The sequence below is a fragment of the Clostridium ljungdahlii DSM 13528 genome, from assembly GCF_000143685.1.
In the GTDB taxonomy this organism is placed as follows: domain Bacteria; phylum Bacillota; class Clostridia; order Clostridiales; family Clostridiaceae; genus Clostridium_B; species Clostridium_B ljungdahlii.
In genome coordinates this window covers 3,803,556-3,828,548 of sequence record NC_014328.1, presented here as the reverse complement: position 1 = coordinate 3,828,548, position 24,993 = coordinate 3,803,556, and the positions used below count along the sequence as shown (strand labels likewise).

At 30.5% G+C, this 24,993-nt stretch carries 30 protein-coding genes, 1 pseudogene and 1 riboswitch; of the genes and pseudogenes, 23 read left to right on the top strand and 8 right to left on the bottom strand.

The features are described 5' to 3' along the window. The first annotated feature begins 3 nt into the window (after positions 1–3). The 3 genes from CLJU_RS17305 to CLJU_RS17295 all read left to right on the top strand — a co-directional run bounded on the left by CLJU_RS17305 (position 4) and on the right by CLJU_RS17295 (position 1,607). Positions 4–519, top strand: coding sequence for a DUF2812 domain-containing protein (locus tag CLJU_RS17305; RefSeq protein WP_013240136.1), 516 nt, complete (start codon positions 4–6; stop codon positions 517–519). A 96-nt stretch (positions 520–615) separates the two neighbouring features. After that, a complete protein-coding gene (locus CLJU_RS17300) occupies positions 616–1,038 on the top strand; it encodes a GNAT family N-acetyltransferase (RefSeq protein ID WP_013240135.1) in 423 nt (140 codons plus the stop codon). Between the two features lie 314 nt (positions 1,039–1,352). Continuing rightward, positions 1,353–1,607 carry a TfoX/Sxy family protein gene (locus tag CLJU_RS17295; RefSeq protein ID WP_013240134.1) on the top strand — a complete coding sequence of 85 codons (255 nt, stop codon included), beginning with the start codon at positions 1,353–1,355 and terminating at the stop codon, positions 1,605–1,607. 88 nt (positions 1,608–1,695) lie between these two features. Here CLJU_RS17295 and CLJU_RS17290 read toward each other — a convergent pair whose 3' ends face one another. Beyond that, entirely contained in the window at positions 1,696–2,487 is a 792-nt protein-coding gene (locus CLJU_RS17290; RefSeq protein WP_013240133.1) for an alpha/beta hydrolase, read from the bottom strand. A gap of 191 nt (positions 2,488–2,678) precedes the next feature. Here CLJU_RS17290 and CLJU_RS17285 point away from each other — a divergent pair, with 191 nt between their 5' ends. Then, on the top strand, positions 2,679–3,116 hold the full coding sequence (locus CLJU_RS17285; RefSeq protein WP_013240132.1) for a GNAT family N-acetyltransferase: 438 nt from the start codon (positions 2,679–2,681) through the stop codon (positions 3,114–3,116). Positions 3,117–3,231: 115 nt separating this feature from the next. Further along, entirely contained in the window at positions 3,232–4,647 is a 1,416-nt protein-coding gene (locus tag CLJU_RS21460; RefSeq protein ID WP_013240131.1) for a MerR family transcriptional regulator, read from the top strand. A gap of 47 nt (positions 4,648–4,694) precedes the next feature. Here the strand turns inward: CLJU_RS21460 and thiM are convergent, their stop codons facing one another. The 4 genes from thiM to CLJU_RS17260 form a co-directional block, all read right to left on the bottom strand. Continuing rightward, positions 4,695–5,492, bottom strand: a complete 798-nt coding sequence (gene thiM, locus CLJU_RS17275) for a hydroxyethylthiazole kinase (RefSeq protein WP_029169906.1) — start codon at positions 5,490–5,492, stop codon at positions 4,695–4,697. Next, a complete protein-coding gene (thiW, locus tag CLJU_RS17270; RefSeq protein WP_013240129.1) occupies positions 5,470–6,039 on the bottom strand; it encodes an energy coupling factor transporter S component ThiW in 570 nt (189 codons plus the stop codon). Before thiW ends, thiM begins: the two co-directional genes overlap by 23 nt. A 292-nt stretch (positions 6,040–6,331) precedes the next feature. Further along, positions 6,332–6,437: riboswitch (TPP riboswitch) on the bottom strand. Positions 6,438–6,480: 43 nt separating this feature from the next. Beyond that, the gene (locus tag CLJU_RS17265) at positions 6,481–6,918 is read right to left on the bottom strand and encodes a GNAT family N-acetyltransferase (RefSeq protein ID WP_029169905.1); all 438 of its coding nucleotides are present in this window, start codon (positions 6,916–6,918) and stop codon (positions 6,481–6,483) included. A 135-nt stretch (positions 6,919–7,053) separates the two neighbouring features. Then, positions 7,054–8,508 carry an MFS transporter gene (locus CLJU_RS17260; protein WP_013240127.1) on the bottom strand — a complete coding sequence of 485 codons (1,455 nt, stop codon included), beginning with the start codon at positions 8,506–8,508 and terminating at the stop codon, positions 7,054–7,056. 155 nt (positions 8,509–8,663) lie between these two features. Between CLJU_RS17260 and CLJU_RS17255 the strand changes: the two genes are divergently transcribed. Further along, entirely contained in the window at positions 8,664–9,542 is an 879-nt protein-coding gene (locus CLJU_RS17255) for an AraC family transcriptional regulator (RefSeq protein ID WP_013240126.1), read from the top strand. Positions 9,543–9,556: 14 nt separating this feature from the next. Here the strand turns inward: CLJU_RS17255 and CLJU_RS17250 are convergent, their stop codons facing one another. Beyond that, positions 9,557–10,021 carry a DUF1648 domain-containing protein gene (locus CLJU_RS17250; protein WP_013240125.1) on the bottom strand — a complete coding sequence of 155 codons (465 nt, stop codon included), beginning with the start codon at positions 10,019–10,021 and terminating at the stop codon, positions 9,557–9,559. Positions 10,022–10,224: 203 nt separating this feature from the next. Here CLJU_RS17250 and CLJU_RS17245 point away from each other — a divergent pair, with 203 nt between their 5' ends. Both CLJU_RS17245 and CLJU_RS17240 read left to right on the top strand, forming a co-directional pair. After that, positions 10,225–10,767 (top strand): nitroreductase family protein, encoded by a 543-nt coding sequence (locus CLJU_RS17245; protein WP_013240124.1) that lies wholly within the window; start codon positions 10,225–10,227, stop codon positions 10,765–10,767. Positions 10,768–10,773: 6 nt separating this feature from the next. Continuing rightward, entirely contained in the window at positions 10,774–11,301 is a 528-nt protein-coding gene (locus tag CLJU_RS17240; protein ID WP_023162235.1) for an AAA family ATPase, read from the top strand. 14 nt (positions 11,302–11,315) lie between these two features. Here the strand turns inward: CLJU_RS17240 and CLJU_RS17235 are convergent, their stop codons facing one another. Then, complete coding sequence (locus CLJU_RS17235; RefSeq protein WP_041705192.1) at positions 11,316–11,714, bottom strand: SRPBCC family protein; 399 nt, start codon at positions 11,712–11,714, stop codon at positions 11,316–11,318. Between the two features lie 574 nt (positions 11,715–12,288). Between CLJU_RS17235 and CLJU_RS22080 the strand changes: the two genes are divergently transcribed. The 15 genes and pseudogenes from CLJU_RS22080 (at position 12,289) to yjfF (ending at position 24,173) form a co-directional block, all read left to right on the top strand. Beyond that, positions 12,289–12,459, top strand: coding sequence for a hypothetical protein (locus tag CLJU_RS22080; protein ID WP_013240121.1), 171 nt, complete (start codon positions 12,289–12,291; stop codon positions 12,457–12,459). Between the two features lie 2 nt (positions 12,460–12,461). Next, positions 12,462–12,623, top strand: coding sequence for a hypothetical protein (locus CLJU_RS21860; RefSeq protein ID WP_193351968.1), 162 nt, complete (start codon positions 12,462–12,464; stop codon positions 12,621–12,623). A gap of 233 nt (positions 12,624–12,856) precedes the next feature. Continuing rightward, positions 12,857–13,105: pseudogene (locus CLJU_RS21855) on the top strand (CD3324 family protein); the annotation flags it as partial. A 156-nt stretch (positions 13,106–13,261) separates the two neighbouring features. Further along, on the top strand, positions 13,262–14,068 hold the full coding sequence (locus CLJU_RS17230; protein ID WP_013240119.1) for an MBL fold metallo-hydrolase: 807 nt from the start codon (positions 13,262–13,264) through the stop codon (positions 14,066–14,068). Positions 14,069–14,209: 141 nt separating this feature from the next. Beyond that, a complete protein-coding gene (fabG, locus tag CLJU_RS17225; protein ID WP_013240118.1) occupies positions 14,210–14,962 on the top strand; it encodes a 3-oxoacyl-[acyl-carrier-protein] reductase in 753 nt (250 codons plus the stop codon). A 20-nt stretch (positions 14,963–14,982) separates the two neighbouring features. Continuing rightward, positions 14,983–15,372 carry a hypothetical protein gene (locus CLJU_RS17220; RefSeq protein ID WP_041705190.1) on the top strand — a complete coding sequence of 130 codons (390 nt, stop codon included), beginning with the start codon at positions 14,983–14,985 and terminating at the stop codon, positions 15,370–15,372. A 279-nt stretch (positions 15,373–15,651) separates the two neighbouring features. Next, the gene (locus tag CLJU_RS17215; RefSeq protein WP_013240116.1) at positions 15,652–16,281 is read left to right on the top strand and encodes a transcriptional regulator Cap37; all 630 of its coding nucleotides are present in this window, start codon (positions 15,652–15,654) and stop codon (positions 16,279–16,281) included. Positions 16,282–16,300: 19 nt separating this feature from the next. Beyond that, the gene (locus tag CLJU_RS17210; RefSeq protein WP_013240115.1) at positions 16,301–17,029 is read left to right on the top strand and encodes a polymer-forming cytoskeletal protein; all 729 of its coding nucleotides are present in this window, start codon (positions 16,301–16,303) and stop codon (positions 17,027–17,029) included. Positions 17,030–17,273: 244 nt separating this feature from the next. Beyond that, complete coding sequence (locus tag CLJU_RS17205; RefSeq protein ID WP_013240114.1) at positions 17,274–17,867, top strand: TetR/AcrR family transcriptional regulator; 594 nt, start codon at positions 17,274–17,276, stop codon at positions 17,865–17,867. Between the two features lie 24 nt (positions 17,868–17,891). Continuing rightward, a complete protein-coding gene (locus CLJU_RS17200; protein ID WP_013240113.1) occupies positions 17,892–18,434 on the top strand; it encodes a flavodoxin family protein in 543 nt (180 codons plus the stop codon). A 5-nt stretch (positions 18,435–18,439) separates the two neighbouring features. Then, the gene (locus CLJU_RS17195) at positions 18,440–19,051 is read left to right on the top strand and encodes a CDP-alcohol phosphatidyltransferase family protein (protein ID WP_013240112.1); all 612 of its coding nucleotides are present in this window, start codon (positions 18,440–18,442) and stop codon (positions 19,049–19,051) included. Positions 19,052–19,527: 476 nt separating this feature from the next. Further along, on the top strand, positions 19,528–20,520 hold the full coding sequence (locus CLJU_RS17190; RefSeq protein WP_013240111.1) for an ABC transporter substrate-binding protein: 993 nt from the start codon (positions 19,528–19,530) through the stop codon (positions 20,518–20,520). A gap of 77 nt (positions 20,521–20,597) precedes the next feature. Continuing rightward, complete coding sequence (locus CLJU_RS17185; protein WP_013240110.1) at positions 20,598–22,127, top strand: sugar ABC transporter ATP-binding protein; 1,530 nt, start codon at positions 20,598–20,600, stop codon at positions 22,125–22,127. Next, a complete protein-coding gene (locus tag CLJU_RS17180; protein ID WP_013240109.1) occupies positions 22,120–23,169 on the top strand; it encodes an ABC transporter permease in 1,050 nt (349 codons plus the stop codon). Before CLJU_RS17185 ends, CLJU_RS17180 begins: the two co-directional genes overlap by 8 nt. Next, entirely contained in the window at positions 23,166–24,173 is a 1,008-nt protein-coding gene (gene yjfF, locus CLJU_RS17175) for a galactofuranose ABC transporter, permease protein YjfF (RefSeq protein ID WP_013240108.1), read from the top strand. Before CLJU_RS17180 ends, yjfF begins: the two co-directional genes overlap by 4 nt. Before the next feature lie 70 nt (positions 24,174–24,243). Here the strand turns inward: yjfF and CLJU_RS17170 are convergent, their stop codons facing one another. Continuing rightward, positions 24,244–24,993, bottom strand: a complete 750-nt coding sequence (locus CLJU_RS17170; protein ID WP_013240107.1) for a DUF2812 domain-containing protein — start codon at positions 24,991–24,993, stop codon at positions 24,244–24,246.

Below are 24,993 nucleotides of genomic sequence, written 5' to 3'. Positions count from 1 at the left end.
TATATGTTAAAATTTAAATTGTATTATGACAAAGATGCAGAAGAAGCCTGGCTAAAAAAAATGTGTTTAGATGGATGGGAATTTAAAAAATTTTTTCTTGGATTTTACACTTTTAAACCATGTGAACCTGGAGAATACAATTATCAAATAGATTTGCTTGATAATTGGAAAGGTGATACAGTTGATTATTCATCTTTTATGAGTAATGTAGGAGTACAAGTTGTAGGTCAGTGGTGGAGATGGGTATATTTGAAAAAGAAAGCATCAGATGGTCCTTTTGAAATGTATACAGATGTGGAATCAAAAATTGCTCAATACAGAAGGATTGGAAATCTTTTTAAGGTATTTTCCTTTGTAGAAGCTATTTGCTTTTTTGTGGAACTAATAGGAGCAGTTAATACAGGTGACTATATCTTTGTAATATTTACAGTATTACTTGCAGCAATATTTTTGACAATGATAAGAATTGTATGGAAGTGTAAATTGAAAATTGAGAAATTTAAACGCGAAGGAATGTAGCCAATAATATAGCAATTAAAAATTTCACTTGAAGCTTACGCTGTGTAAGCATTTATACTTATAGATAAGGTTATATTATTTCAAGGAGGGGAAAATATGGATCTTAAGATTCAGTATAATTGTTTAAATATTAATTGGGATGACGTATGTGAAATATTGAAAAAAGCTGGAATGTCATATTTTGAAGGAAAAGTGCATGAGAAAGCTTTTAAAAATAGTCATACTACTATATTTGTTTTTGATAATAATAAATTAATTGGTTTTGGTCGTGCAATTTCAGATGGAGTTTACCAGGCTGCAATTTATGATGTAGCAGTATTACCTGAATATCAAGGTAAGAATATTGGAAGAACAATTGTTAATGGTATTTTAAATCGTATTCCACAGTGCAATTTTATATTGTATGCTTCACCTGGTAAAGAAGCTTTTTATGAAAAATTAAGTTTTAGAAAAATGAAAACAGGAATGGCATTGTTTTGTAATGCAGAAAAAATGCAGACAAAAGGCTTTATTGAATAGATCCTGGCAAGTGGAAGACAGAAACATTTTTCCAACCAATTTGAAAAGCACAAGTGCCTTAAGCCGTTTAAATTGAATGGCTGAGAGTACTTTTTTGGCTGAGTTTATGAAAAGTGAAAAACGGTTGGAAAAATTTCAGCAGATGCCTTTATTATTAAGGGTTTTACATATATAATGAAAATAAGAAATGGCTGTTTTACTGGTTGAACCTTAACATGAGATGTAAAGGTAAAAGATGACAGTAAATATGAGCTTTAGTATGATAGAATATATGGAATAAAGTGTTTATCATATATAAATGGAGGAATGATGCTATGGGAGAATTGTCCACCTTGCCTAATATTGGAAAAACAGTTGAACAACAATTAAATCAAGTTGGGATAGAAACAATAGAACAATTAACTGATATCGGAAGCAGGGGAGCTTGGTCTAGAATAAAAAGCATTGATCATTCTGCGTGTATAAATAGGTTGTATGCTTTGGAGGGTGCCATAGAGGGAATTAGGTGGCATAATCTTTCAGAAGAAGTAAAAGAAGAATTGAAAGATTTTTACAATACATTTAAATAATTGTGCAATTAGATGGCATAATAAAATATAGGGTTTCTAATTTAAGTGAACTTCCAAGTTAGAAATCCTATACCTTTAAGAGTTAATATTAGCGTCCATAAAACTGTAGATATTTTTCAATATTTGATTTTATATATTCGGCATTGTGATTACCACAAAATACATGATTTTGAGAAGTTACGCCTTTTTCCTTCAATATTTTATGTAAAATTGAACAGCCTTCATAAAATCCGCCTTCGTCCTTATTTCCAGCGTCAAGATATACATCAATATGGGAAGAAATACTACTGTTTCTGGCAATATGTATGGGATCATATTTTTCCCATATATCCATGTCTTTAAAATATGGTTTGTCTTCATCTTCAAGTTTCAGTTCTAAAGCAGGCATATGTCCTCCAACTTTTGAAAACATAGATTGATGTCTCAGGGCATTGTGAAGGGCTGCATAACCACCGGCAGATATTCCACCTATATATCTTCCTTTTCTATCTTTTATGGTATTGAAGGTTTTATCTGCTAGAGGTATTATTTCTTTTATAAAATAATCTTCATACATTCCAAGATTTATAATTCTATTGATATTCCCGGGATCAGGTACTTCTTTACAGATTAAGGATGAATTCAAGCAGCGGCTGTTTTCATATCTTGGAGATACAATTATCATAGGTTTTATTTTTCTGCTATTTATCATTTCATCGGCTTTAGTATCTATACCCAGATCAAGAAGTATATTTTCATTTCCACTTCTTCCATGTAGAAAATATAATACAGGCAGGGGAGCTGAGTCATTATGGCTTTCAGGCAAATATACTGATACAGCCATTTCTTTACGAAGTATATTGCTGTAAAAATTTATTCTTTCAACTTTTGATTTTTTCACTTTTTATCACCACTTTAAAAATTTTGTGCTTATTAGTAGCAGGTACTTGTATTATAATAATTGTATTGGCGGTATAAAGCAAGAATTGTATTGCTGAAATTTAGCACAATTTTGATATAAGAATATAGGCATGAAAGATTTACAAACTTATTATTATAGAAAAATTAAGTATCGAAATAGAGGTGAAGGTTGTGAAAGTAGATTATGCAGATAACTGCGATTTTCAGAGTTGGATAGATTTGCTGGAGCTTGTTAAAGAAAGCTTTCCTGGACTAGATTTAAAAGAATATAAAAATGTGCTGCACCAAAGTATTTTGAATCAAGAGGCATTAATTGCAAAAAATGATAAAGGAGAATTAGTAGGGGAACTAATATTTTCAAGGAAGAATTGTGAACTTGCATTTCTTGCAATTCATCCAAGGCACAGAAAGAAGGGAATTGCGACAAATTTAATACAGCATATGTTTGATTTGTTCCCTAAAGGTACAAATTTAAAAGTGATAACTTACCGTGAAGGTGATGTAAAAGGTATAGCTGCACGAAAATTGTATCAGAGTATAGGTTTTATTGAAGGAAAATTTATTACAGTTTTTAATTACCCGTGCCAAGAATTAAATTATATTATTTGAGCATTGTCCATGCCTGATGGCCTGGATTCTATTTTGAATGTATGAAAAATTGATTATTGACTGATGCCTTGGGTACTGGTTTATACTATGAATAGTATCTAAGGGGGAATTTTTAATGAAGATAAGTGAAGTTATGGAGATCACATCTCTTACAAAAAAAGCCATAAACTATTATGAGGAAAATGGACTTATTAGTCCTTCAGTAAATAAGGAAAATAACTATAGGGATTATACTAAAAAAGATATTGAAAAATTAAAGCAAATCTCTGTTTTAAGAAACTTTGATATACCAGTAAAAAAGATTAAAGAAATATTAGTGAACCCTAAAGAAATGGAAAAGATATTTACAGAACATTTAAATAAGATAAAGGCACAAATTTTAAATATGGAAAGATCGAAGGAAATTTTCCAGCTGTGCATAAATGACATTAGTTTTCCAAGTTCCGATATAGGCAAAGTTACTGATGACATGATGCTGCTAAAAAGAAGCCTTGACATGAGTGAAAGGGAAAAAGAAGGGTATATGAAAAGAGAGCTGATACGCATCTTTCCTGGATTTTTTGGTAGATATATTTGTTTGAAGTATTCAAATTACCTTGATGAGCCAATTGACAGTAGAGAAAAGGAAAATGCCTGGATTCATCTTGTTAAAACACTTGACGACAGTCATGAGTTAAAAGTTAATAAAGAAATATTAGAAAACATGGAATTAGATGAAATTGATTGGAATTTGCTTGAAGAAATAATTAAAAACAGAGATAAAGATTTTTATTCAATGAATGAAGAAGACATTCAAAATTATGTAGATAACTTGTATGATGCTGAACTAACTGAAACTGATTTGAAATTGTTAGAGCAGTTTGTAAGTTATACAAGTTCTAAGGATAATATAAAATATATGAACGATTTACTTAAATTAATAGATGAAGATTTAAAGGTACTCAGTTCAAAGTACAAAAAATTTCAAGAAAATCTTTCATCAGTTAATTGCAAAATGAAAAAGGTGTACACAGAGAATTCTAAGGTTAGTGCTAATGAAATTGAAAATAATATGGGGATAATTACTTTACCTGAAATGACTTTTGTTGGCTGTGAATATAAAAAAATTATTCCCCCTGGCAAAACACCTAAACTAATTGAGAATTTTAGAAAAAGAATTGATGAAATTAGTAATGTGATAAATCCCGGTGATATTTATACAATAAATGGAATAGACAGTCTTCCTCAATATGAAAAGCCTAAAACTTTAATTCACAAATTAAGCTTTTCGTTTATAGTAGGGGTACAAGTTTCAAAAGCAGAACAAATACCGAAAGACATGCAAGTATTTACTATACCTTCTCATAAGCATGCCTGGTATACTACTTCAGAAAGTAAAAATTTAAAGAGCTTTATGAAAAATGAAATACCGTTAATTACATTCATTTCCCAGGCGCATAAAATTGTTGAGTTTCCTGTGCTGACGTTATACAGCAGTGATTGTAAAGATACCAGGGAGTCAGCTGTTTATAACTATATGCCGGTAGAATAGGGATAACGTACTTGGTTTAGGTATGTTACCCAATTATTAAAGCTTTTTTATTTTAATTCACACTTTATTTTATTTATTATAGTGTTATCAGAAATTGTAAATAAGTTATCTATAAGATTAGTTCTAAAACTTCCTATACCGGTAACATGATGAGAAAGTTCTCCGCATATTCCCATAAGTGATACAGCTAAAATAGTAGCACCAAATATATCTAAGGAAGAAATATAACTTGCTATAAGTGCAGTAACCATACACCCTGTACCTGTTACCATTGAAAGCATTTCACAACCGTTTTTTATTAAATATGTTTTGCTGCCGTTAGTTATTACATCTACTGCACCAGTAGCTGCAATAACAGAATTTGTTCTAAGGGATAGTTTTTTTACAATTTCTATATTTTCATCAAAGTTATCCTCTGTTATCTTATCACATTCCCCTGCATCTATTCCTTTTGCATTGCTTTCTATACCACAAAGTGCTCTTATTTCAGATAAATTACCTTTGATGACGTCTGGATGACACTGAGAAATAAATTTCTTTGCATAATTAAACCTCAATTTACTGCAGCCAACACCAACAAGATCAATTACTTGGGGAATTCTTTCTTTAAAAGCCGTTTTGCCTGAAATCAACATGGATTTCATTCTAACATCGGTTATATTTCCAAGGTTAACTCCAAGTGCGTTAGAAGCAGATGTAATTTCAGAAACTTCTAGAGGATGCTCGGCCATAATAGGTTTTGCCCCAATAGCAAGCATTGCATTTGCACAATCATTTATTGAAATTGGATTTGTAATATAATGAATAAGAGGTTTTTTTATTTTAACATTGCGTTTTATTTGCAATAGGTTGTTTATCAGTGTCTGTTGATTTGTCATAGACTTTTACCCCCAAGTCTTTCTGAATCTTTATAAGCATTCCATTTTTGCTTAATGTTCCTAAAAAAATAAAGGCAATTGTTCCACCAATAATTGTAGCAGTAAAGAATAAAGGAATATAAAACATAAGTGAAAGGCCTTTTTTGCCCCAGAAATATGTCATAATAGGCGATGAGACAACAGCGCCTATAATACCTGTTCCGATAACTTCACCTAAAACTGCAAAAATCAAAGTATTCTTAGATATTCTATATAAAAATCCTGCTAAAAAAGCTCCGAAAACAGCACCTGTCAAAGCTAAAGGTGGAATTCCCATAAGAAACATTCTTATAATTCCAATACAAACAGCACAAAGCAGCGCATACCAAGGTCCAAAAAAAACTGCACATGTAATATTTATAACAGAAGACATAGGACACATTCCTTCTATACGAAGAATTGGCGAAATGACAACTCCCATTGCCACCATCATTGCCAGCATAAGTTTTTTTAATAGTTTTGAGTTTCTTTCCATAATAAAGTACCTCCATAATAATATTTATTTTCTAAATTTATCACATAGGAAATAAACATCATTATTGTAGGCATAATTTTAGAGTAACCAAATAGCAATTCCCTATATGACAAATCATATTGGTCGGTCGAAGCTCAAAAGCTTCCTCTCACCTTGAAACACAAGTTCCCTCGCTATTTAGTTGTATTTTTATTATAAAGCCCCGGGCGCTCCCCCACTGCTTTTTAAATATAAAAAATGGAACATACCTTGTAAGGCACATTCCATCTACACTCATAAAACATACAAAAACAGCATAAATTAAATATTTCCTTACGTCGGCATTATCCGAATCAAGTTATAGGTCGAAGCATATACTTCCTCTCAGCATGCTTAAGCATGCTCCCTTTTTATGAAAATCATACCATATGTCTTCCATGTATGCAAATTTTTTTTATTCTATTATAGATACTTTTTAAATCCTTTAACCACATCATTGTTATATCCAATTGATTCATAAAATTTATGAGCGTCTTTTCTCTTGAAAGCTGATACTAACATGGTAAAATAGCAGTCTTTTTTCCTGGCAAAGCTTTCAATAAAAGTCATTAGAGTCTTTCCGATTCCCATTCGTCTACAATTATTTTTTACAATTACATTTTCAACGACCATAAAGGGCTTACATTCGCCGCCAAGGTCCTGGCAAATAATACCTAATAATGAGCCAACTAAAGTATTATCACTATCTTTTGCTCCAATTAATATATAGTTTTTGTTTGAATTAATTAATGTAAACTTATCCTTGAATTTTTGCAAATTTGTTTTTTTACCTAAAAGTTCCTCATATAAATTTGATAAGTCATTTAAATCATCATATGTTATTCTAGTTATAGTAACCAAATTTATTTCACTTCCCTTTTCTAATTCTAAGTTCACATCACATTATAGTTTAGAATTTTACATTTTTTATTGCTTTTACTGCTGTAAATATTGTTTAAAATGCTTTGAAATAATATCTTATATAAGAGATAACTTTTAGAAATTTTTGCCATGTATATCTGCAGGTGACTGATTTGTTTGTATGCTTTTCTTATTATGCATTCTAAAAGCAGTGAGCAGTGCTCCGAAGGCACATACAATAGTTAGAACAATATATACATATTTCATCCCATATACGAAAATATCATCTCTTCCTGTAACATAGTCTGTTATACGATAACCTATCTTAATGCTCATAAAACTATATAGGAGGCTTGTGGAAAGTATAATTCCTATAATTTGTCCTAAGTTCCTCACAAGAGAATTGACACTGCCAGCTATTCCTAGTTCATTTTTAGGAACTGTTGACATTATGAGTGAATTATTTGAAGGTTGAAACAAGGATTGTCCTAAACCTAATACCACAATATAAATTATAATCTTTGTGATAGAAGAATATTGATTTAAAAATGATAGAAATATAAAACTTATACTCATAAGCAAAAGTCCTAAAAAACTTAAAAGCTTAGATCCTATTTTGTCTGACAAGTTTCCTGAAAACGGAGAAATCACAGCCATGACCAGTGGCTGTATCATCATTATAAGACCTGTTATACTAGAGTTTAGTTTCATTGCATCTTGAAGATAAAAAGGTATTATAATTATTGAAGCATTTAGACAAACAAATGATATAAATGCACAAAATAAGCTTAAAGAAAATACGTTGTTCTTAAAAATTTTCATTTGTATGAGAGGTTTTTCTATTTTATTTTCTAATACAATAAATACTACTACAAATAGAATAGATACAATAAATATTGTAATTATAATAGGATTATTATATCCGACCTTCTGCCCTTGAATCAGGGAACCAAATAAAAGTACCATTGACAGGAAAATAAAAGTTGATCCTTTTACATCAAGTTCACTATTTATTTCTTTATTTTGAGTTTTACTATGAGGTAATACTTTTAAAGCAGCGATAAATGCAATTACTCCGATAGGTACATTGACAAAGAATATATAATTCCAGCTTAAATAGTAGGTAATAAATCCACCTGCAGGTGATCCTATTAAAGTTCCCAGGGCAACAGAAGATGCCAAGATTCCAAGGGCTTTTCCTCTTTCATTTCTTGGGAAGACCTGAGTTATAATACCTTGATTGTTGGCCATGTAAGCTGAAGCACCAATGCCTTGTATAATTCTAAATATAATAAGCTCTGTAAATGAAGTTGAAATGCCGCACGTGAAGGAAGCGATAGTAAAGACAACCATTCCAAATTTAAATACCTTCATTTTGCCTATTACATCACCTAGTCTTCCAAATACTAAAATAGTTGAGCAAATCGAGATTATATAACTTGCTACAACCCATTCTATAGACACCATGGGTACTGAAAGTTTTCTTGACATTACAGGCAGAGCTACATTCACAATATTAGAGACAAGACAGGACATAAAAGTCATAGATATAACAACAAGTAAAATTCCGTATTTATTTTTATATTCCATGTTAGTTAGATAACCCCTTTCTTTTTAAAATAGTAGTATTTTATTGATATTTACTAGTGAAACATCTAGATATATAATAACAATATAAGTATTGAATTTCATTGAATATATTGATTAATATTAGCATTATATTGATATAAGGGGATGCTGTAATTATGAATAAATCTAAAATTAATTATTACTATAAAGACATGCCCGATAAAAATTTTTTTGTAGATATATTCGAAGTAAAAGTTAACAAGCTGGGAGCTACATTTGAAGAAAATTGGCATGAGCATCTTCAATTTTTTTATTTTATCCAGGGTAGTGCCTTGATCAGGTGTAATTATAAAAGTATTCATGTAAAAGCTGGGGATTTTATAATTGTAAACAGCAATGAACTTCATTACTGTGAAAGCTTATGTGATAATTTAATATATTATATTATAAGGGTTGACCTTTCATTTCTCTTTAGTAGTCAGATGGACTCCTGCCAGACCAAGTTTATGGTACCACTGGCAAAGAACCTTATTTTATTTAAAAATCTAGTTAGAAATGATAAGGACATACTCAATTGTGCAGATAAAATTATTGAGGAGTATTTTTCAAAAAGGCTTGGATATGAACTGGCTGTAAAAGCATATATATATGAGGTTATTGTACTGCTACTCAGAAAATATGTTGAAAAAGTTTTAACAGCAGGTCAATTTAACTGTCGAGTTGATAATCTAAACAGATTAAAAAATATATTTTTGTACATCAACGAAAATTTTACTGAAAAGATAACTTTAGATGAAATTTCAGAAATGGCTCATATTAGTAAAGAGCATTTTTGCAGGACATTTAAACAAATTACAGGTAGATCTCTAACGAATTACATAAATAATCTTAGAATACAAAAAGCAGATTCATTGCTGCAAGAAACTGATTTAAATATAACAGAAATAGCACTGAATTGTGGATTTAGTGATGTAAATTATTTCAGCCGTATATATAAAAAAGTTAAAAATGTATCACCGCTGAATTTTAGAAAAAATTTCTGTAGTAATTTATGAAAATCAAAATTCATTTATTTTTCTTTTACTAGTTGAAATATAAAAAATACAATCGATCCAAACAGTAAAATTAAAAAGATTGGTAGGAATAGTGGTGATAAATTTTTCCCGGTAGTTGATTGTAACGTCAAATATGAAAATACTGAGGCTATCAAAAGTTTTACAGTTCCTATCATGTTTTTTAAAATTCTATATACTTTTTCTTTGTTTTGCTCTGTTACTTGTATTCCTGTATTCCATATTTGAGGAAATTTTTCTACAATGGATATCCCAATAAATATAATCCATCCTACAAGTAAAAGCACAATCAAAGAGTTCTTGTCTGTTACTTTATCAATAGTACCAGCAGCATTATAATGTCCAGGTATTTTTGCAGGAATTGTTTTCCATAGAATAGTCAAAACAACAACTGTCCCAACTAAACATAATAAACTTAAAAGATTGACCATAATGTCAAATTTATTCTTTTTAATTTTCATTTTCAACGCTCCAAATCATATTATTATCAAGGTAAAAACACTCTTAGGAAAACAAATTGCGGTTGTATCTTCAATGTGGGTTAAGTAAATTGAATATTTGTATAAAATTATACTATGAAATTTGAAAGTTGCAAGGCTATGTTTACATTTTGCTAATATATAATGTTATGTTAAAATAATTATTAAGAAGGGAAGCGGATGATATGATTGAAGAGATTTCAACACGCAGAAGTATAAGGAAATACATAGATAGAGAAGTTGAAAATGAAAAAATACTGCAGTTGATCGAAGGCGCAAGGCTTGCTCCATCAGGAAGCAATACTCAACCATGGCACTTTATTGTGGTAAAATCAGAATCAAATAGGCAAAAAATATCACAAGTATGTCATAATCAGAAATGGATGCTTTCTGCTCCAGTTTTTATTGCTTGTGTAGCAGACATACGCTGCAGAATAGACGAAAAAATAGCTGTATCATTGGATGAAAACAGTCCGGAAGAAGAACTTAAACAGATAATTAGAGATACTTCAATCTCTGTAGAAAATATATTGCTTGGAGCTGATAACCTGGGATTAGGTACTTGTTGGGTTGGATGGTTTGTACAAAATGAAATAAGACCAATTTTAAATATACCTGATGATAAATATGTAGTTGGAATTGTCACACTTGGTTATGCAGATGAAAAGCCTAAACCTCGTCTACGAAAGAAACTGGAAGAAATTATACATTATGAAAGCTGGAAGTAATTGATTATGAATGACAAGGGTAAAATGATAAAAAATCTTATTTTCATAAATGGAACAATGGGTGTAGGAAAGACAGCAACAAGTAAAGAATTACAAAAACTGCTGCCTAAATGTGTCTTCCTTGACGGTGATTGGTGCTGGAATATGTCACCCTTCATCGTTACAGATGAAACTAAAAGTATGGTAATTGATAATATTACATATATGCTAAATAATTTCATTTCATGTTCGGAGTATGAAAATATTATATTTTGTTGGGTAATGCATATGCAAAGTATTCTTGATGATGTATTATCTAGAATAAACAAAAGGGGCTGTAAGGTGTATAAGTTTTCTCTTATATGTTCAGAAAAATCATTAATTGAACGAATTACAAAAGATATTGAAAATGGAACCAGAACAGAAGATGTCATTGATAGAAGTGTTCCCAGGTTAAACAATTATCTAAAAATGGATACAGATAAAATAGATGTAGATGAAATCTCAGCAAAAGATGCAGCAGAAATAATTTATAAACGGGTCATAGCAACATAAAAGTAATATGAAATTTATTCACCTAGTTCCTTTTTTAAATCTGCAATATAAAGTGACTGCTGTTTTTTTAGATACAAACCTGCAAACAAATTCATTATAGGATTATTTACTGATACTTTTTCTGCAAATTCAATCTGGGTACCATTATTAGCAGGACTAAAAGTTCCAATCCAATGACCCTTCATATTTTTATTAGTCATGTCAAATTCATATCGCTCATAAGGCTTTTTTAAAGTAATGTTAAATTTAGTAGGAAAATTATTTTTTGTATATTCTGTAAAAGAGTTTCCATCTTCTGAAACATCAATTTTACTTAAATCGCTTCGCCACTCATATTTATTGTTGTTTGTAACTACTTCCCATACTTTTTTAATATCTGATTTAAATGTAGTTGTAATGGTCGATTCCTTCATAATACACATTCTCCCTCATAAATTTACTATTTATCTGTATATTGTACAAATAAATTATACTATTTTATACAATATATTACTACATTTTGTTGAGTATTTTCCAACTAATTTGGGGGATAGAGATGTCTTAAGTCATTTGAATTCAATGGATGAGGGTACCTTTTTTATTGAGTTTGTGAAAAGTGAAAAACGGTTGGAAAATTTTCTGTTGATGCCTTTATTATTAAGGGTTTTAGGACTATAATGAAAATAAGAAATGGCTATTTTACTGTGGTTGAACCTCAACATAAGATGTATTTAAATTCTGTAAAAACATTTCGCATATCTATTATTCTTGAAAGTTGAACCTTAACATGAGATGTATTTAAATGTAAATTTAGCAATGTTACTTGTTTCAGTTATTATACGTTGAAACTCAACAGGGGATGTATTTAAATTAGTTTAAACTAGTATTATTATCTGCTGATACCTAAGTTGAACATTAACATGACATGTACACTTGCAGAAAATTATTTATATAAGTGATGTATTAGGCTATAATATAATAAAAGTATTATTTGTTGGAGGAATTAATATGGAGAAAACAAATAAACAAAATAACTTATATGAACAATTCTTAAAATATTCGTATTGGGACTTAAAAGAATTATTTAAAAATGCAAAAACGAAAGAAGAACAGGATTTTTATATAACATTATCTAATCTGGTGCTTCAAAAAGAACAAAAAAGAATAATAGGCGAGTAAAAATGGCTACATATACCATATTGCTGGTGTTAATGGTGTTGACAAGACATCAATATATATATGATAATACAAAACAAATTGAAGAAATAGCGTATTTAGTTAATGGAACTATTAAATGGAAAAGTAAAAATATGCCTGAATGGATTAGAAAAATTCTAAAGTAAAACTAGCTTAACATGTTAATATTAGGCTAGTTTTTATGTTCCAAATTTTCTATTGTACTTTTTAGAATACTTATTTTTAATTGAAGATCCAGAGTTAGAAAAGAAATATGAGGAATATCAATAAATCCTACTTAGTGGGAAAAGCAGAGAACTTAAATATTTGATTTTGTGATAGTCGCTTTCGCTGTGTGCGATGGGGGTGTTAGCAATGGTAGCGATCGGATAAAAAAGCAGCAGATGTATTGTCATTAGAACTCGTATCTCAAATTCAGGATTACATTGACGGCGAATATATCTATATACCAAGAAGACAATGCAACAGAAAAACCTGGGGAGAGAAAAGTGGCAGCAGAAATATGTTATTTTACAGAAACCTTGAAATCTACAGCAAATACAGAAAGGGAGCATCTATAGACTACCTTTCTGAAACATACTATCTATCTCCTAAAACCATACAGAAAATTTTATCAAAAATGAAATAATTAAAATCGCCTTTAGCAGAAAACTGAAGGCGATTTTTTAATTCTGAAAAATTTTGGAGGTTATCTGATTCGTACTGCATCCCAAAAAGTTTTGCAAAAGAATGGTTTTATAAAATATAATGAAGACAGTGAAAATTATTTTTGGGAGATGAAAGAATGAAACTAAAAGTTTTAGTAGATAACAACACCTATATAGATAGATATTATTTTGGAGAACCTGCTGTTTCATATTATATGAAAGATGAAGACACTAAAATTCTATTTGATACAGGTTATTCTGATATATTCTTAAAAAATTCAGATGCATTAGGGGTGGATTTAAAAAACATAAATATAATTGCTATTTCACATGGACATAATGACCACACAGGAGGACTTAAATATTACTTTGAAAAAAACTGTAAAAACAAAATTTCAATACTTGCCCACCCTGATGCATTTAAGGAAAAAATAGATGGAGATTTAAAAATTTGTTCTCCTATTTTGGAAGAAGAGCTAAAAGAAAAATGTAATTTGATTCTTTCCAAAGAACCTAAAAAAATTAGCAAACATATAACCTTTTTAGGGGAGATACCAAGAACGAATGATTTTGAAAATAAAAAACCTATAGGAAAGCAGGCTTCAGGGAAAGCTTTGGTTGATGATTATGTAATGGATGATACGGCACTTGTGTATAAAAGTGAAAAGGGTATTTATGTTATAACAGGATGTTCTCACAGCGGCATATGCAATATAGTGGAATACGCAAAAAAAGTTTGCAGTGACAACAGGGTACTTGGAATTATAGGTGGATTTCATTTATTTCAAGTTAACTCTGGGGTTAGAAAAACTATTGAATATCTAAGAAAAAATGATGTGAAAGAGTTGTATCCCTGTCATTGTACCTCCTTTGCTGTTAAAGCAGAAATACATAAATATTTACCTATAAAGGAAGTAGGAGTGGGGCTGGAAATAAACTGGTGAATTTTGGATTTGTTTGATACATAAAGTATGATATAATTACCACTAGTATTTTATTGAGAAATTATCTAGTGGCATATAAGCTGTTATCTCACGTCTAAAGGGAGAGGCAGGGTGGCCATTATTGCAAATAGGAGGATGAACATGATGGATTTAGGTTTAACGGATAAAGTAGCTTTAATAACTGGAGGCATTCGGGGGCTTGGTAGAGCTATTGCAGAGAAATTGGCAGCAGAAAAAGTAAAAATAGTAGTAACGGGAACTAATGAAGAAAGAGCAAGAAAAGCGGCAGATGAAATATCATCAGCTTATGGTGTTGAAGCCCTGGGTTTAAAGCATGATGTGAGTTCAGAAGAATCGACAAAAGAAGTTGTAAAATCTGTAATTGCAAAATTTAAAAAGATAGACATATTGATAAATAATGCAGGTGTTACAAGTGATGGCATAGTGATGACCATGAAAAAAGAAAATTGGGATAAAGTAATAAATACAAATCTTACCGGGACATTTAACTGTACTAAGCTTGTATCAAAGCAGATGTTAAGGCAAAGATCAGGAAGCATAGTAAATATAGCAAGTGTTGTAGGCATAATAGGAAATGTTGGTCAGGCAAATTATGCTGCTTCAAAAGCAGGAGTTATTGGGTTTACAAAGGCAACTGCAAGGGAACTTGCAGGTCGTGGTATAGTTGTAAATGCCGTTGCTCCAGGATATATTTCAACAGATATGACATCTGTACTTTCTGATAAGGTAACTGAAGAGATGCTGTCTAAAATTCCAATGAAAGCTTACGGAAAAGCAGAAAATGTGGCAAATGCAGTTTTATTTCTTGTTTCAAATATGTGCCAGTATATTACAGGGCAAGTCATCAATGTAGATGGTGGAATGGCTATGTAATAGAATATATGAGGGATAATATGAAAAAAAATTTAATGACATATTTTACAAGAATAATAAGCATAGTGTTTCTAGTAAGTACGGCAATTTCATTTTTTATTGCCTATAGGGGTATAAGAAATAAATTTGCTGCTAAATTTTTAATGGCATATCTCTTTTTTGCATTTTTTTATATATTATATATGTTATTAGTGGCTGTAATAAATTTAAAAAAATTGAAATGGATTGAGGTAAAAAAGAGAACTTTGAAATTAATGTTACTATTTGCTTTGTTTTCCATTTTGGATTGCATTTTTTATTATATATTTGGAATCACAAATAGAAGTTTGCTCAGTGGAATATGGATGTCGTTAGCATTGGCATTTGGAATGTCCTTTATGGATATTGTTTTTAAAAAGAATAATACATAGGATTTTAATGGAGTCTTATTTAAATTCACCTTTAGCAGTTATTGCTTTAAGGTGAGTTTTTTATTTTAAATAAACAGAGTTCTTGGTTTCAGGTGAAGTTTTTTTTCTCTATCTGAAACTTAGAAATCGTTATCCAGGGGTGTAGCAGCCGTTATCCCCACACTTTATAAGAAGATGGGGGATTACGGCTGGTAGCCATCGGATAAAATAACTATTGCTAACGTAACAATGTTATGTTACACTGTTTTTGAAAAAGAAATTATTGAGAGGAATGAAAATATGGAAGAGGAAAATCTAATTTCTAAAAAAGAATTGCTTAAAGTAACAGGTATTTCCTATGGCCAATTGTATAGATGGAAAAGAAAAAAATTAATACCCGAAGAATGGTTTATAAAAAGGTCCAGCTTTACAGGCCAGGAGACGTTTTTTCCAAGGAAGGAAATACTGGATAGAGTAGAAAAGATCAAGAATTTTAAAGATGATGTATCTTTAGATGAACTTGCAAGCATATTTTCGCCAAATCTTTCGAAAGTTATTTTAAAAGAAAGTGACATATCATCACATAACATTGTTTCACAACCTACTTTCACATTATATAAAGATGTTCATAAAGAAAGCAGTGAATTCAATTTTAATGAACTGCTGTTTATGACTATAGTAGATAGGTTTTTAAAATCTGGAAAGGTGAGTTTGGGGGAAGCTAAATTAGTACTTGATACTCTGGAAAAAAACTATGAGAAATTTTATGGAAGATATTGTGATGTAGTACTTATAAGAAAGCTTGGAGTTGCTGTATGTTTTTTAATGCTGATACCAAATGAAGTGTATGTTGAAACTGAAGCCATGCTTGTATTAAAGATAAATGCAGGGGAATGTGTGGAGCAATTAAAATCAAAACTAACATTATAAAATAAAGGAGAGTTTTAAAATGGAAGAGAATTTACAAGATGTAAAAATTTCTGGGGCTGGAATAATTAGAGGTGGAAAGTATGACGAAGTTAAAATAAGTGGAACTGCTAAAATGAATGGAGATATAGAGTGCAGCTCTTATAAAGTATCAGGATCTTCTAATGTGAGCGGAAATTTAAAAAGTAAAATAACTAAAATCAGCGGCAGTACTAAAATATGTGGAAATCTTGATTGTGAAGAAATAACCGTAAGTGGATCTTCTCATATAGTAGGCAGTGTTACTGCAAAAAAAGTTAAAATAAGTGGATCTTCCCGTATGGATAGTAATTTGCATACGGAAGAAATATCAATATCAGGTTCAGCATCCATAAGTGGAGATTGTGAAGCAGAAAATTTTAATGCAAGAGGAGGCTTTAATATAGACGGATTATTAAATGCAGGGAATATAGATATAGAGATGTATGGAAAATGTACAGTAAAAGATATAGGTGGCGAAAATATAAGTGTTAAATTGGGAGAAGGTCATTTTTTCATGAAGATGATAAATCTTTTCTCAAATTCTGCAAGACTTGTAACAGGCACAATTGAAGGAGATGATATTTATCTTGAAAATACATGTGCAAAAGTAGTAAGAGGAAATAATGTTACTATAGGAGCTAATTGTGATATCGAGATAGTGGAATATAGAAATAAAGTAGATGTTGGTAAAAATTCTAAGATAGTTTGTAAAAAAATAGCTGATAATTAAAGAAATAATGAGAAGAAGTAAACCAACAGTATGTTATAATTAAAACCTTTATGGATAATTTATATATTAAGATTATCCATAAGGGAAAGATTATTGCTTATGTTATGTAATAATTTTTGGATTTTCCTTAATTCATACTTTAGAGTTACAGGTAATAGAATGAAAAAATGTTGACATACAAATTTTATGATGCTATTATATTACCAATGGTAATTACCATTGGTAATAAGGACGGTGAATTAGAATGAAGACTGATAAAAGTCAAATAACTAAAGAGATTATTTTAGAAAAAACTTTGCAGTTAGTAGATGAAAATGAAGAAATTAAAAATGTTACATTGAGAGATATAGCTAAAAAGGTAGGATGTTCTCATACAAATTTATATAACTATTTTGGCAGTTTAAGCGAAATACTTTGGGAAGCCTTGGGACAAGTATTGATCAAGATGATAAATTATTCAAGAGATAATTTAACTTTTAAAGATGATCCAGAAAAAGATTATTATGTGCTCCTATCTAATTTTATTGATTTTTCATTAGATCATATTGGATTGTACAAACTTCTTCGGATGGAATCCATAGATGGAGAGCCTCCCAGTGAAGTAATGAACATAGTGGCAAGTGCAAGAAAAGAATTTGATAAAAATATTTTAGAAGCAGCTAGGGGCAAGTTGTTAGAAGAAAGGGCAAGCTTTGTAAGTGATGTATTTTTTGCTTACTTACACGGCGAAATTTCCCTGTGGATTAACAAGCGGAGACTTATGGTTAGTAAAGAAGACACTAAAGCTAAAATTTTGTCAAATCTCAAGCAGCTGTTTCAAGAATTGGTCATCAGATAAATTATGTTAAATGGAGGGATTACAATGAAAAGAGTACTGCAGGTTGTATTAATTTTGTTAGTTGTTATTATAGTGGGAACCATTCTATTTTTTAAGTGGGTAGTAAATGCTAATTCAATAGTTCATAAGAGTGATGAGAGAAAATTACTTTTAAGCAGCAGTAGTAAAAAAGCACTGGTTATTTATCAGCCATCAAGAACTAAGTTAACATCAACTATGGCAAGTAGTATAGCAGAAACTTTGCAAAAATCAGGCTATGAAGTTACAATTAATTACCCATCTCAAGAATTAAACTATGACATTTCTAAATACGACGTACTTGTTTTTGGAACTCCTATTTATGTGGGAAAGTATTCAACGGTGCTGGAATCCTATATGAAGGCAATTAAAGATTTTTCAAATAAAAGAGTGATGATATTTTCAACTGGTGGCGATAATAAGGTAACAAAAGAAATAGATCCCTTAGTACAATTAGCAAAGGGAGCAGACAAAGTTGAAGGTATAAAACTTTTAAAAGGACAAACAACTAAGGCAGCAGATGCAATAAAAAATTTAACTGGAGAGTAGAGATAATGAAAAAATATTTAAGGTATGCAGTTCCTAACTTCATTACTTTGTTAAGGGTAGTTTTAACAGGAATATTTACTTTATTTTTAAACAGAAAGCTTGCTTTAGATGGAAATGATGAGCTATTTACTTATCTAGTAATGATTTTTTTTGCAATATGTGTAACTGACTTTATAGATGGAAGAATCGCCAGGTATTTTAAATCAGTTTCAAGTTTTGGAAGTTTTCTTGATGTTTTAGCAGACTTTTTGTTTATATTGTGTGCTACAGGAATACTGATAAAATACAAACTTATTGCCTGGTGGTTTTTAATTGTAATAATAGCAAAGATTATTGATTTCTTTGTAACTTCTAAAATCATGAATAAGTATAAGTCAGAGAAGAATAAAACTTTTGTATTTGATTTTATGGGAAGAGCAGCTGCTATTTCATTTTATATAATGCCTTTTATTGTACTTTCCATGAATGAATATTTAAAAGGTAGATGTATTTTTCACGTCCTGTTTTTAACATATATAAGCACAATCATTGCTTTAATATCCTTATTTCAAAGAATAATCTTATGTATTCAAATTAAGAGAAGACAAGCCGTGAAGCATGATGGTTCTATAATTTAACCCATGCATGGCGGGTTGTCTTCTCTTATCATATCATCTTTTACAACTCTTGTGGATAATTAATACCCAACCAAATCCAATTGTATATTTTGAATAGGACAAATTAGCACCAGTAGGGGTGAAATGATCCAGTATTTATACCAATAAATATCACTTATGTAACTATTTTTTAAACATTTTTTGTTTCAATAAAAATATATGTATTTTATTGAAATAATTGTATTAGCATAATATTGAATTAAGGTAATAAATAATAATATATGAAAGTAATTGACATTTGTACCAATAAATATTATTATTATATTTAAGAAATCGCTTTCAAAACATTAATTGGTTGATTTCAAAAATGCAGGAGAAATATACAAAGAAATAGTCCTAATTATATAAAAAATCAAATCTTTACATATATGGTTTGGATGTTTTTATATATCCTGGATTTTCTGAAATAAAAATAAATATAATGGGGGGAAAGAAATATGAAATTTAAAAAGATTGCTGCTTTAGCAGCAACAGCAGTTTTAACAATTGGTATATTTGCAGGATGCGGCGGCGCAAGTCAGCAGACAAGCTCCTCAAATTCATCAAGTAAGAAAAAGGTAATTGGTTTTGCACAGGTTGGAGCTGAAAGTGGTTGGAGAACAGCAGAAACTACTTCCATTAAGGAAATTCCTAAATTAGATCCAAATTTTGAACTAAAATTTTCTGATGGCCAGCAAAAACAGGAGAATCAAATAAAGGCAATAAGATCCTTTATAGCTGAAAAGGTTGATATAATCGCATTGGACCCTGTAGTAGAAACTGGTTGGGATACAGTATTGAGAGAGGCAAAAAATGCCAAGATACCAGTTGTTATAGTAGATAGAAATGTAAAAGTAGCAGATAATTCTCTTGTTACAGCTTTTCTTGGATCAGATATGGAAGAAGAAGGTAAGAGAGCAGCTAAAATTGTAATTGATAAATTTGGAAAAGATGCAAAGCTTAACATAGCAGAGCTTCAAGGTACTGTTGGATCAACAGCTATGATAGGACGTCAAAAAGGTTTCAATGAAACTATAAAAGATTGTCCAAACTATAAAATCATAAAATCACAAACAGGTGATTTTACTCGTGCAAAAGGTAAGGAAGTTATGGAAGCATTTTTGAAATCTGATGGAAATAAAATTAATGTTTTGTGGTCTCACAATGATGATATGGCAGTTGGAGCTATACAAGCTATAGAGGAATATGGTAAAAAACCAGGAAAAGATATTTTTATAGTTTCTGTTGATGGTATTAAAGATATGTTCAAGTTAATGGCTGATGGAAAATCAAATGGTATAGTTGAGTGTAATCCTCTTTTAGGACCTCAATTGCTAGAAACTTCAAAACAAGTACTAAGTGGCAAACTTAAAGATAAAATTGTACACACTAAAGAGGGTGTATTTACTCAAGATCAAGCTAAAAAAGAATTACCTAACAGAAAATATTAGAATTGTAAATCATAATGTATGAATTGGATATTCCACATTCATACATTATGAAATTTTGATAAATGGGGGTGAATTTAATGGATGAAAGCGATATTGTTCTTAACATGGAAGGCATATGCAAATCTTTTCCCGGGGTTAAAGCTCTTTCAAATGTAGATTTTCAACTTAAAAAAGGTGAGATACATGCTCTTATGGGGGAAAATGGGGCTGGAAAGTCAACTCTAATTAAAGTGCTTACAGGGGTCTACGAAATAGATGAAGGAATCATAACTTTAAATGGAAAAAAAATTATTATTAAATCAACCCATGATGCTCAGGAAAATGGGATAAGCACTGTTTATCAAGAAGTCAATTTATGTCCAAACATTACTGTAGCTGAGAATATTTATATTGGAAGGGAACCAATGAAAAGAGGATTTATTGATTGGAATACCATGAATGAAAATGCATCAAAATTATTGGAAGAAAGATTGAATTTGAAAATAGATGTAAAAAAATTATTATCTAGCTATTCTGTTGCAATTCAGCAAATGGTGGCTATAGCAAGAGCTGTAGATATATCAAGTGGAATATTGATTCTTGATGAACCAACGTCTAGTTTGGATAGTAATGAAGTTAAACAGTTATTTAGTATTATGAGAAAGTTAAAATCCGAAGGCATGTCAATTGTGTTTGTAACTCACTTCATAGATCAGGTTTATGAAATTTCAGATAGGATAACAATACTTAGAAATGGAGAATTGGTTGGAACTTATGCTGTAAAAGATTTACCTCAAATGGACCTAATTTCTAAGATGATAGGAAAAAAGTACGAAGAAATGGTAAAAGAAAATAAGCAGTTATCTCGTGATTATTACAGTAATGAAGAAAAAAACTTGATAGAAACTAAACAATTTGGCAGAAAAGGAACTATAGATTCTTTTAGTATGAATATAAAAAAGGGCGAAGTACTTGGACTAGCAGGACTTTTAGGTTCTGGAAGAACTGAATGTGCTAAATTGTTGTTTGGTATAGATAAATCAGATCATGGAACATTGATCATTGATGGTAAGGAATATTCATATATTTATCCTCAAAAAGCTATTCAGGAAGGTTTAGGACTTTGTCCCGAAGATAGAAAAGCAGCTGGTATAGTTGGAGAACTAACTATAAGAGAAAATATAATTTTGGCTCTTCAATCCATTAAAGGAATATTTAAATACATTCCAATGAAAAAGCAGCAGGAAATTGCTGAAAAGTATGTTAAACTCCTAAATATTAAAACTCCTAGTATAGAACAGAGAATTGACAATTTGAGTGGTGGAAATCAACAAAAGGTTATACTGGCAAGATGGCTTGCTACAGACCCTCAGATTTTAATCTTGGACGAGCCTACAAGAGGTATTGACGTAGGTGCCAAGGATGAAATAAAAAAATTAATTATAAAACTAGCAAAAAAAGGCATGTCAATTATATTTATATCTTCCGAACTTTCAGAAATAGAAAGTTGCTGCGATAGGGTGCTCGTACTTAGAGATAGAAAAATTATAGGGGAGTTAGCGGGAGAAGAGGTACAAGAATCTAATATACTTAGGACTATTGCGGAAGGAGGCAATATTAGTGCATAATACTAAAACTTCCAATATATTTATGAAATTTTATCATATGCAGATATTTTGGCCGGTAGCAGCATTAATTGCGCTGCTTTTATTAAATTTTTTAGTAAGACCAGGTTTCCTTAATATAACAATTAGGGATGGACACTTATTTGGAAATGTAATAGATATACTTAATCATTCAGCGCCACTTATATTAATATCGTTAGGTATGACAATAGTTATTGCCACCCAGGGAATAGATATTTCTGTTGGATCTATAATTGCTATAAGTGCTTCGGTTTCGGCAACAGTTATAGTTGGAGGTGGTTCTGTTCCAGCGGCAGTATTATCAGGAGCAATAGTAGGTGTACTTTGTGGAATATGGAACGGTTTCTTGGTAGCTTATATTGAAATTCAACCTATGGTTGCTACGCTTATTTTATACATAGTTGGAAGAGGTATAGCCCAACTTATTACAGGCGGTCAAATACTAACATTTACTAATAAGTCATTTATTTTTATAGGAACAGGATATATTTTCTTACCTGTGGCAATAATTATTGCTGCTGTAATTGTTTTTGCAATTTATTTACTTATTAGAAAAACAGCATTGGGTTTATTTGTTGAATCTATAGGAGTAAATAGCAGTGCCAGCAAATACTGTGGCATAAGGGCACGAAAAGTTATTTTTTCACTGTATATTATATCGGGTATTCTAGCAGGTATTGCAGGCATTATTTTATGCTCTAACATAAAGAGTGCAGATGCAAACAATGTAGGATTGTGGATGGAATTAGATGCTATATTAGCTACTGTTATTGGAGGAACTTCCATGGCAGGTGGTAGATTTTATTTAGGAGGAACAGTAGTAGGAGCAATATTTATACAAGCATTAACAACAACCATTTATAGTATGGGAGTGGCTCCAGAAATTACTCTTGTAGTTAAAGCTATAGTAGTTATAATAGTTTGTATTATACAATCTGAGGCATTTAGAAAAATGCTAGTAAGAAAGAAATCAAAAAATAATACAACTAAAAGTAAACCTAAAAAAGAGGTGGCTCGTGTATGATAAAAGGGTTAACTAATAAGAAGAAAATTTTAAAATTGAATTCATCATTTATTTCGATTTACGCTACAATTGGTTTGTTTATAGTATTATTTTTAATTGGATCTGTTATGTTTAGTGGATTTTTTTCAGGACAAGTATTAGCAAACCTTTTTATAGATAATGCTTATTTAATAGTTTTAGCTATTGGCCAGACTTTTGTTATTATTACAGGTGGAATAGATCTTTCTGTAGGTTCTATGATAGCTTTTATAAGTATGATTACTGCAAGCCTATTGCAAAATGGAGTTAATCCATTTTTGGTTATGATTTTTGTCTTAATTGTAGGAATTGTATTTGGAACAGTTCAGGGGATATTAGTAGAGAAATTTGATCTTCACCCATGGATTGTAACATTAGCAGGTATGTTCTTTGCACGAGGATCAAGTTATGTTATAAGTATAGATACTATAAGTATTAAAAATCCGGTATTTACTGCTATTTCAGGTTTTAGAATACCCATTGGTCCAGGTGTAGCTATATCCATTAATGTAATTGTTAGTTTGATAGTAGCTGCAGTTGCTATATTTGTATTAAAGTATACAAGGTTTGGTAGAACCGTATATGCAATTGGTGGAAATGAAAATTCAGCTATGCTTATGGGCCTAAATACTGGAAAAGTTAAAATTCTTGTTTATACTGTATCTGGTTTTTGCTCTTCTTTAGCTGGGCTGTTATTTACTTTATATACACTATCTGGTTATGGCTTACATTGTTTGGGAACGGAGATGGATGCCATTGCAGCTTGTGTAATAGGAGGAATATTACTAACAGGGGGATCAGGATATCCTATAGGACCTGTATTCGGTGTTTTAACTATGGGTATAATTCAAAGCCTTATAATGTTTCAGGGAAATCTTAATTCTTGGTGGACAAAGATTGCAGTAGGAATGTTGTTATTTATATTTATTGCACTGCAGAGAATTATTGTTATTAGAGAAGAAAAGAAAAAGGTTGTTATAAGCTGATGAGTTTTATATTTAAAGTTAGGATAAAATAAAAGGTGTTCAATTCATAATTGGTCACCTTTTATTTAGCTTATTTTATGAACATACTTAATAGACAAGTTATGAAAGCAATTAGACAAATTAACAAAAACGCTGCTTTGCTTATAATTATAATGTTAAATATACTTAAAAGGAACAGAGATATTATTAATATAGGTGAAATTGCTGCTAATGTATCTAATAATTTTTTTAATGCTTTATGCTTTACATGAGTTGGATAACCATCCTTAATTCTATTTAATGTAGTGTAATAAGATATACAAGGTAGTCCTGTTATAATAGTTATTATTAATGTTATTATTAATGTAGGTATTAAAATAATACATCCAATTTTTATATATATATGAGGTATATAATCATATTTAGCAAGTGATGCTAAAATAGTAAATAAAATAGAGCATACAATAAGGCATAAAAGTGATGGCATTGCGATTTTTTTAGCTAATTTATACTGGTTTATATATTTTTCTGATTTAGTATCGCTGTCTGTATAAATTGGTTTTGTGTCTTCAGGGGCACTGAATATATGCATTGAATTTGATGCAGAACATACATGATTCCATCCTGCTTCTTCAAAGTATGAAAAGTATTCTTCATCTGCATTATATCTATAATCTAGAGAATATTGCAATTTTTCAGGTTTAGCTTTTTTGAGTTTGTATCCCATAAAGCTAAATTTATATAAAATCCAGCCTTTGCTTGCATAATCAGAGAGCATTTCCATTTCTTCCTCTTCTCCAAAAGCTACTCCTTTGCTCATGACATATTTTGTGTTGGACAT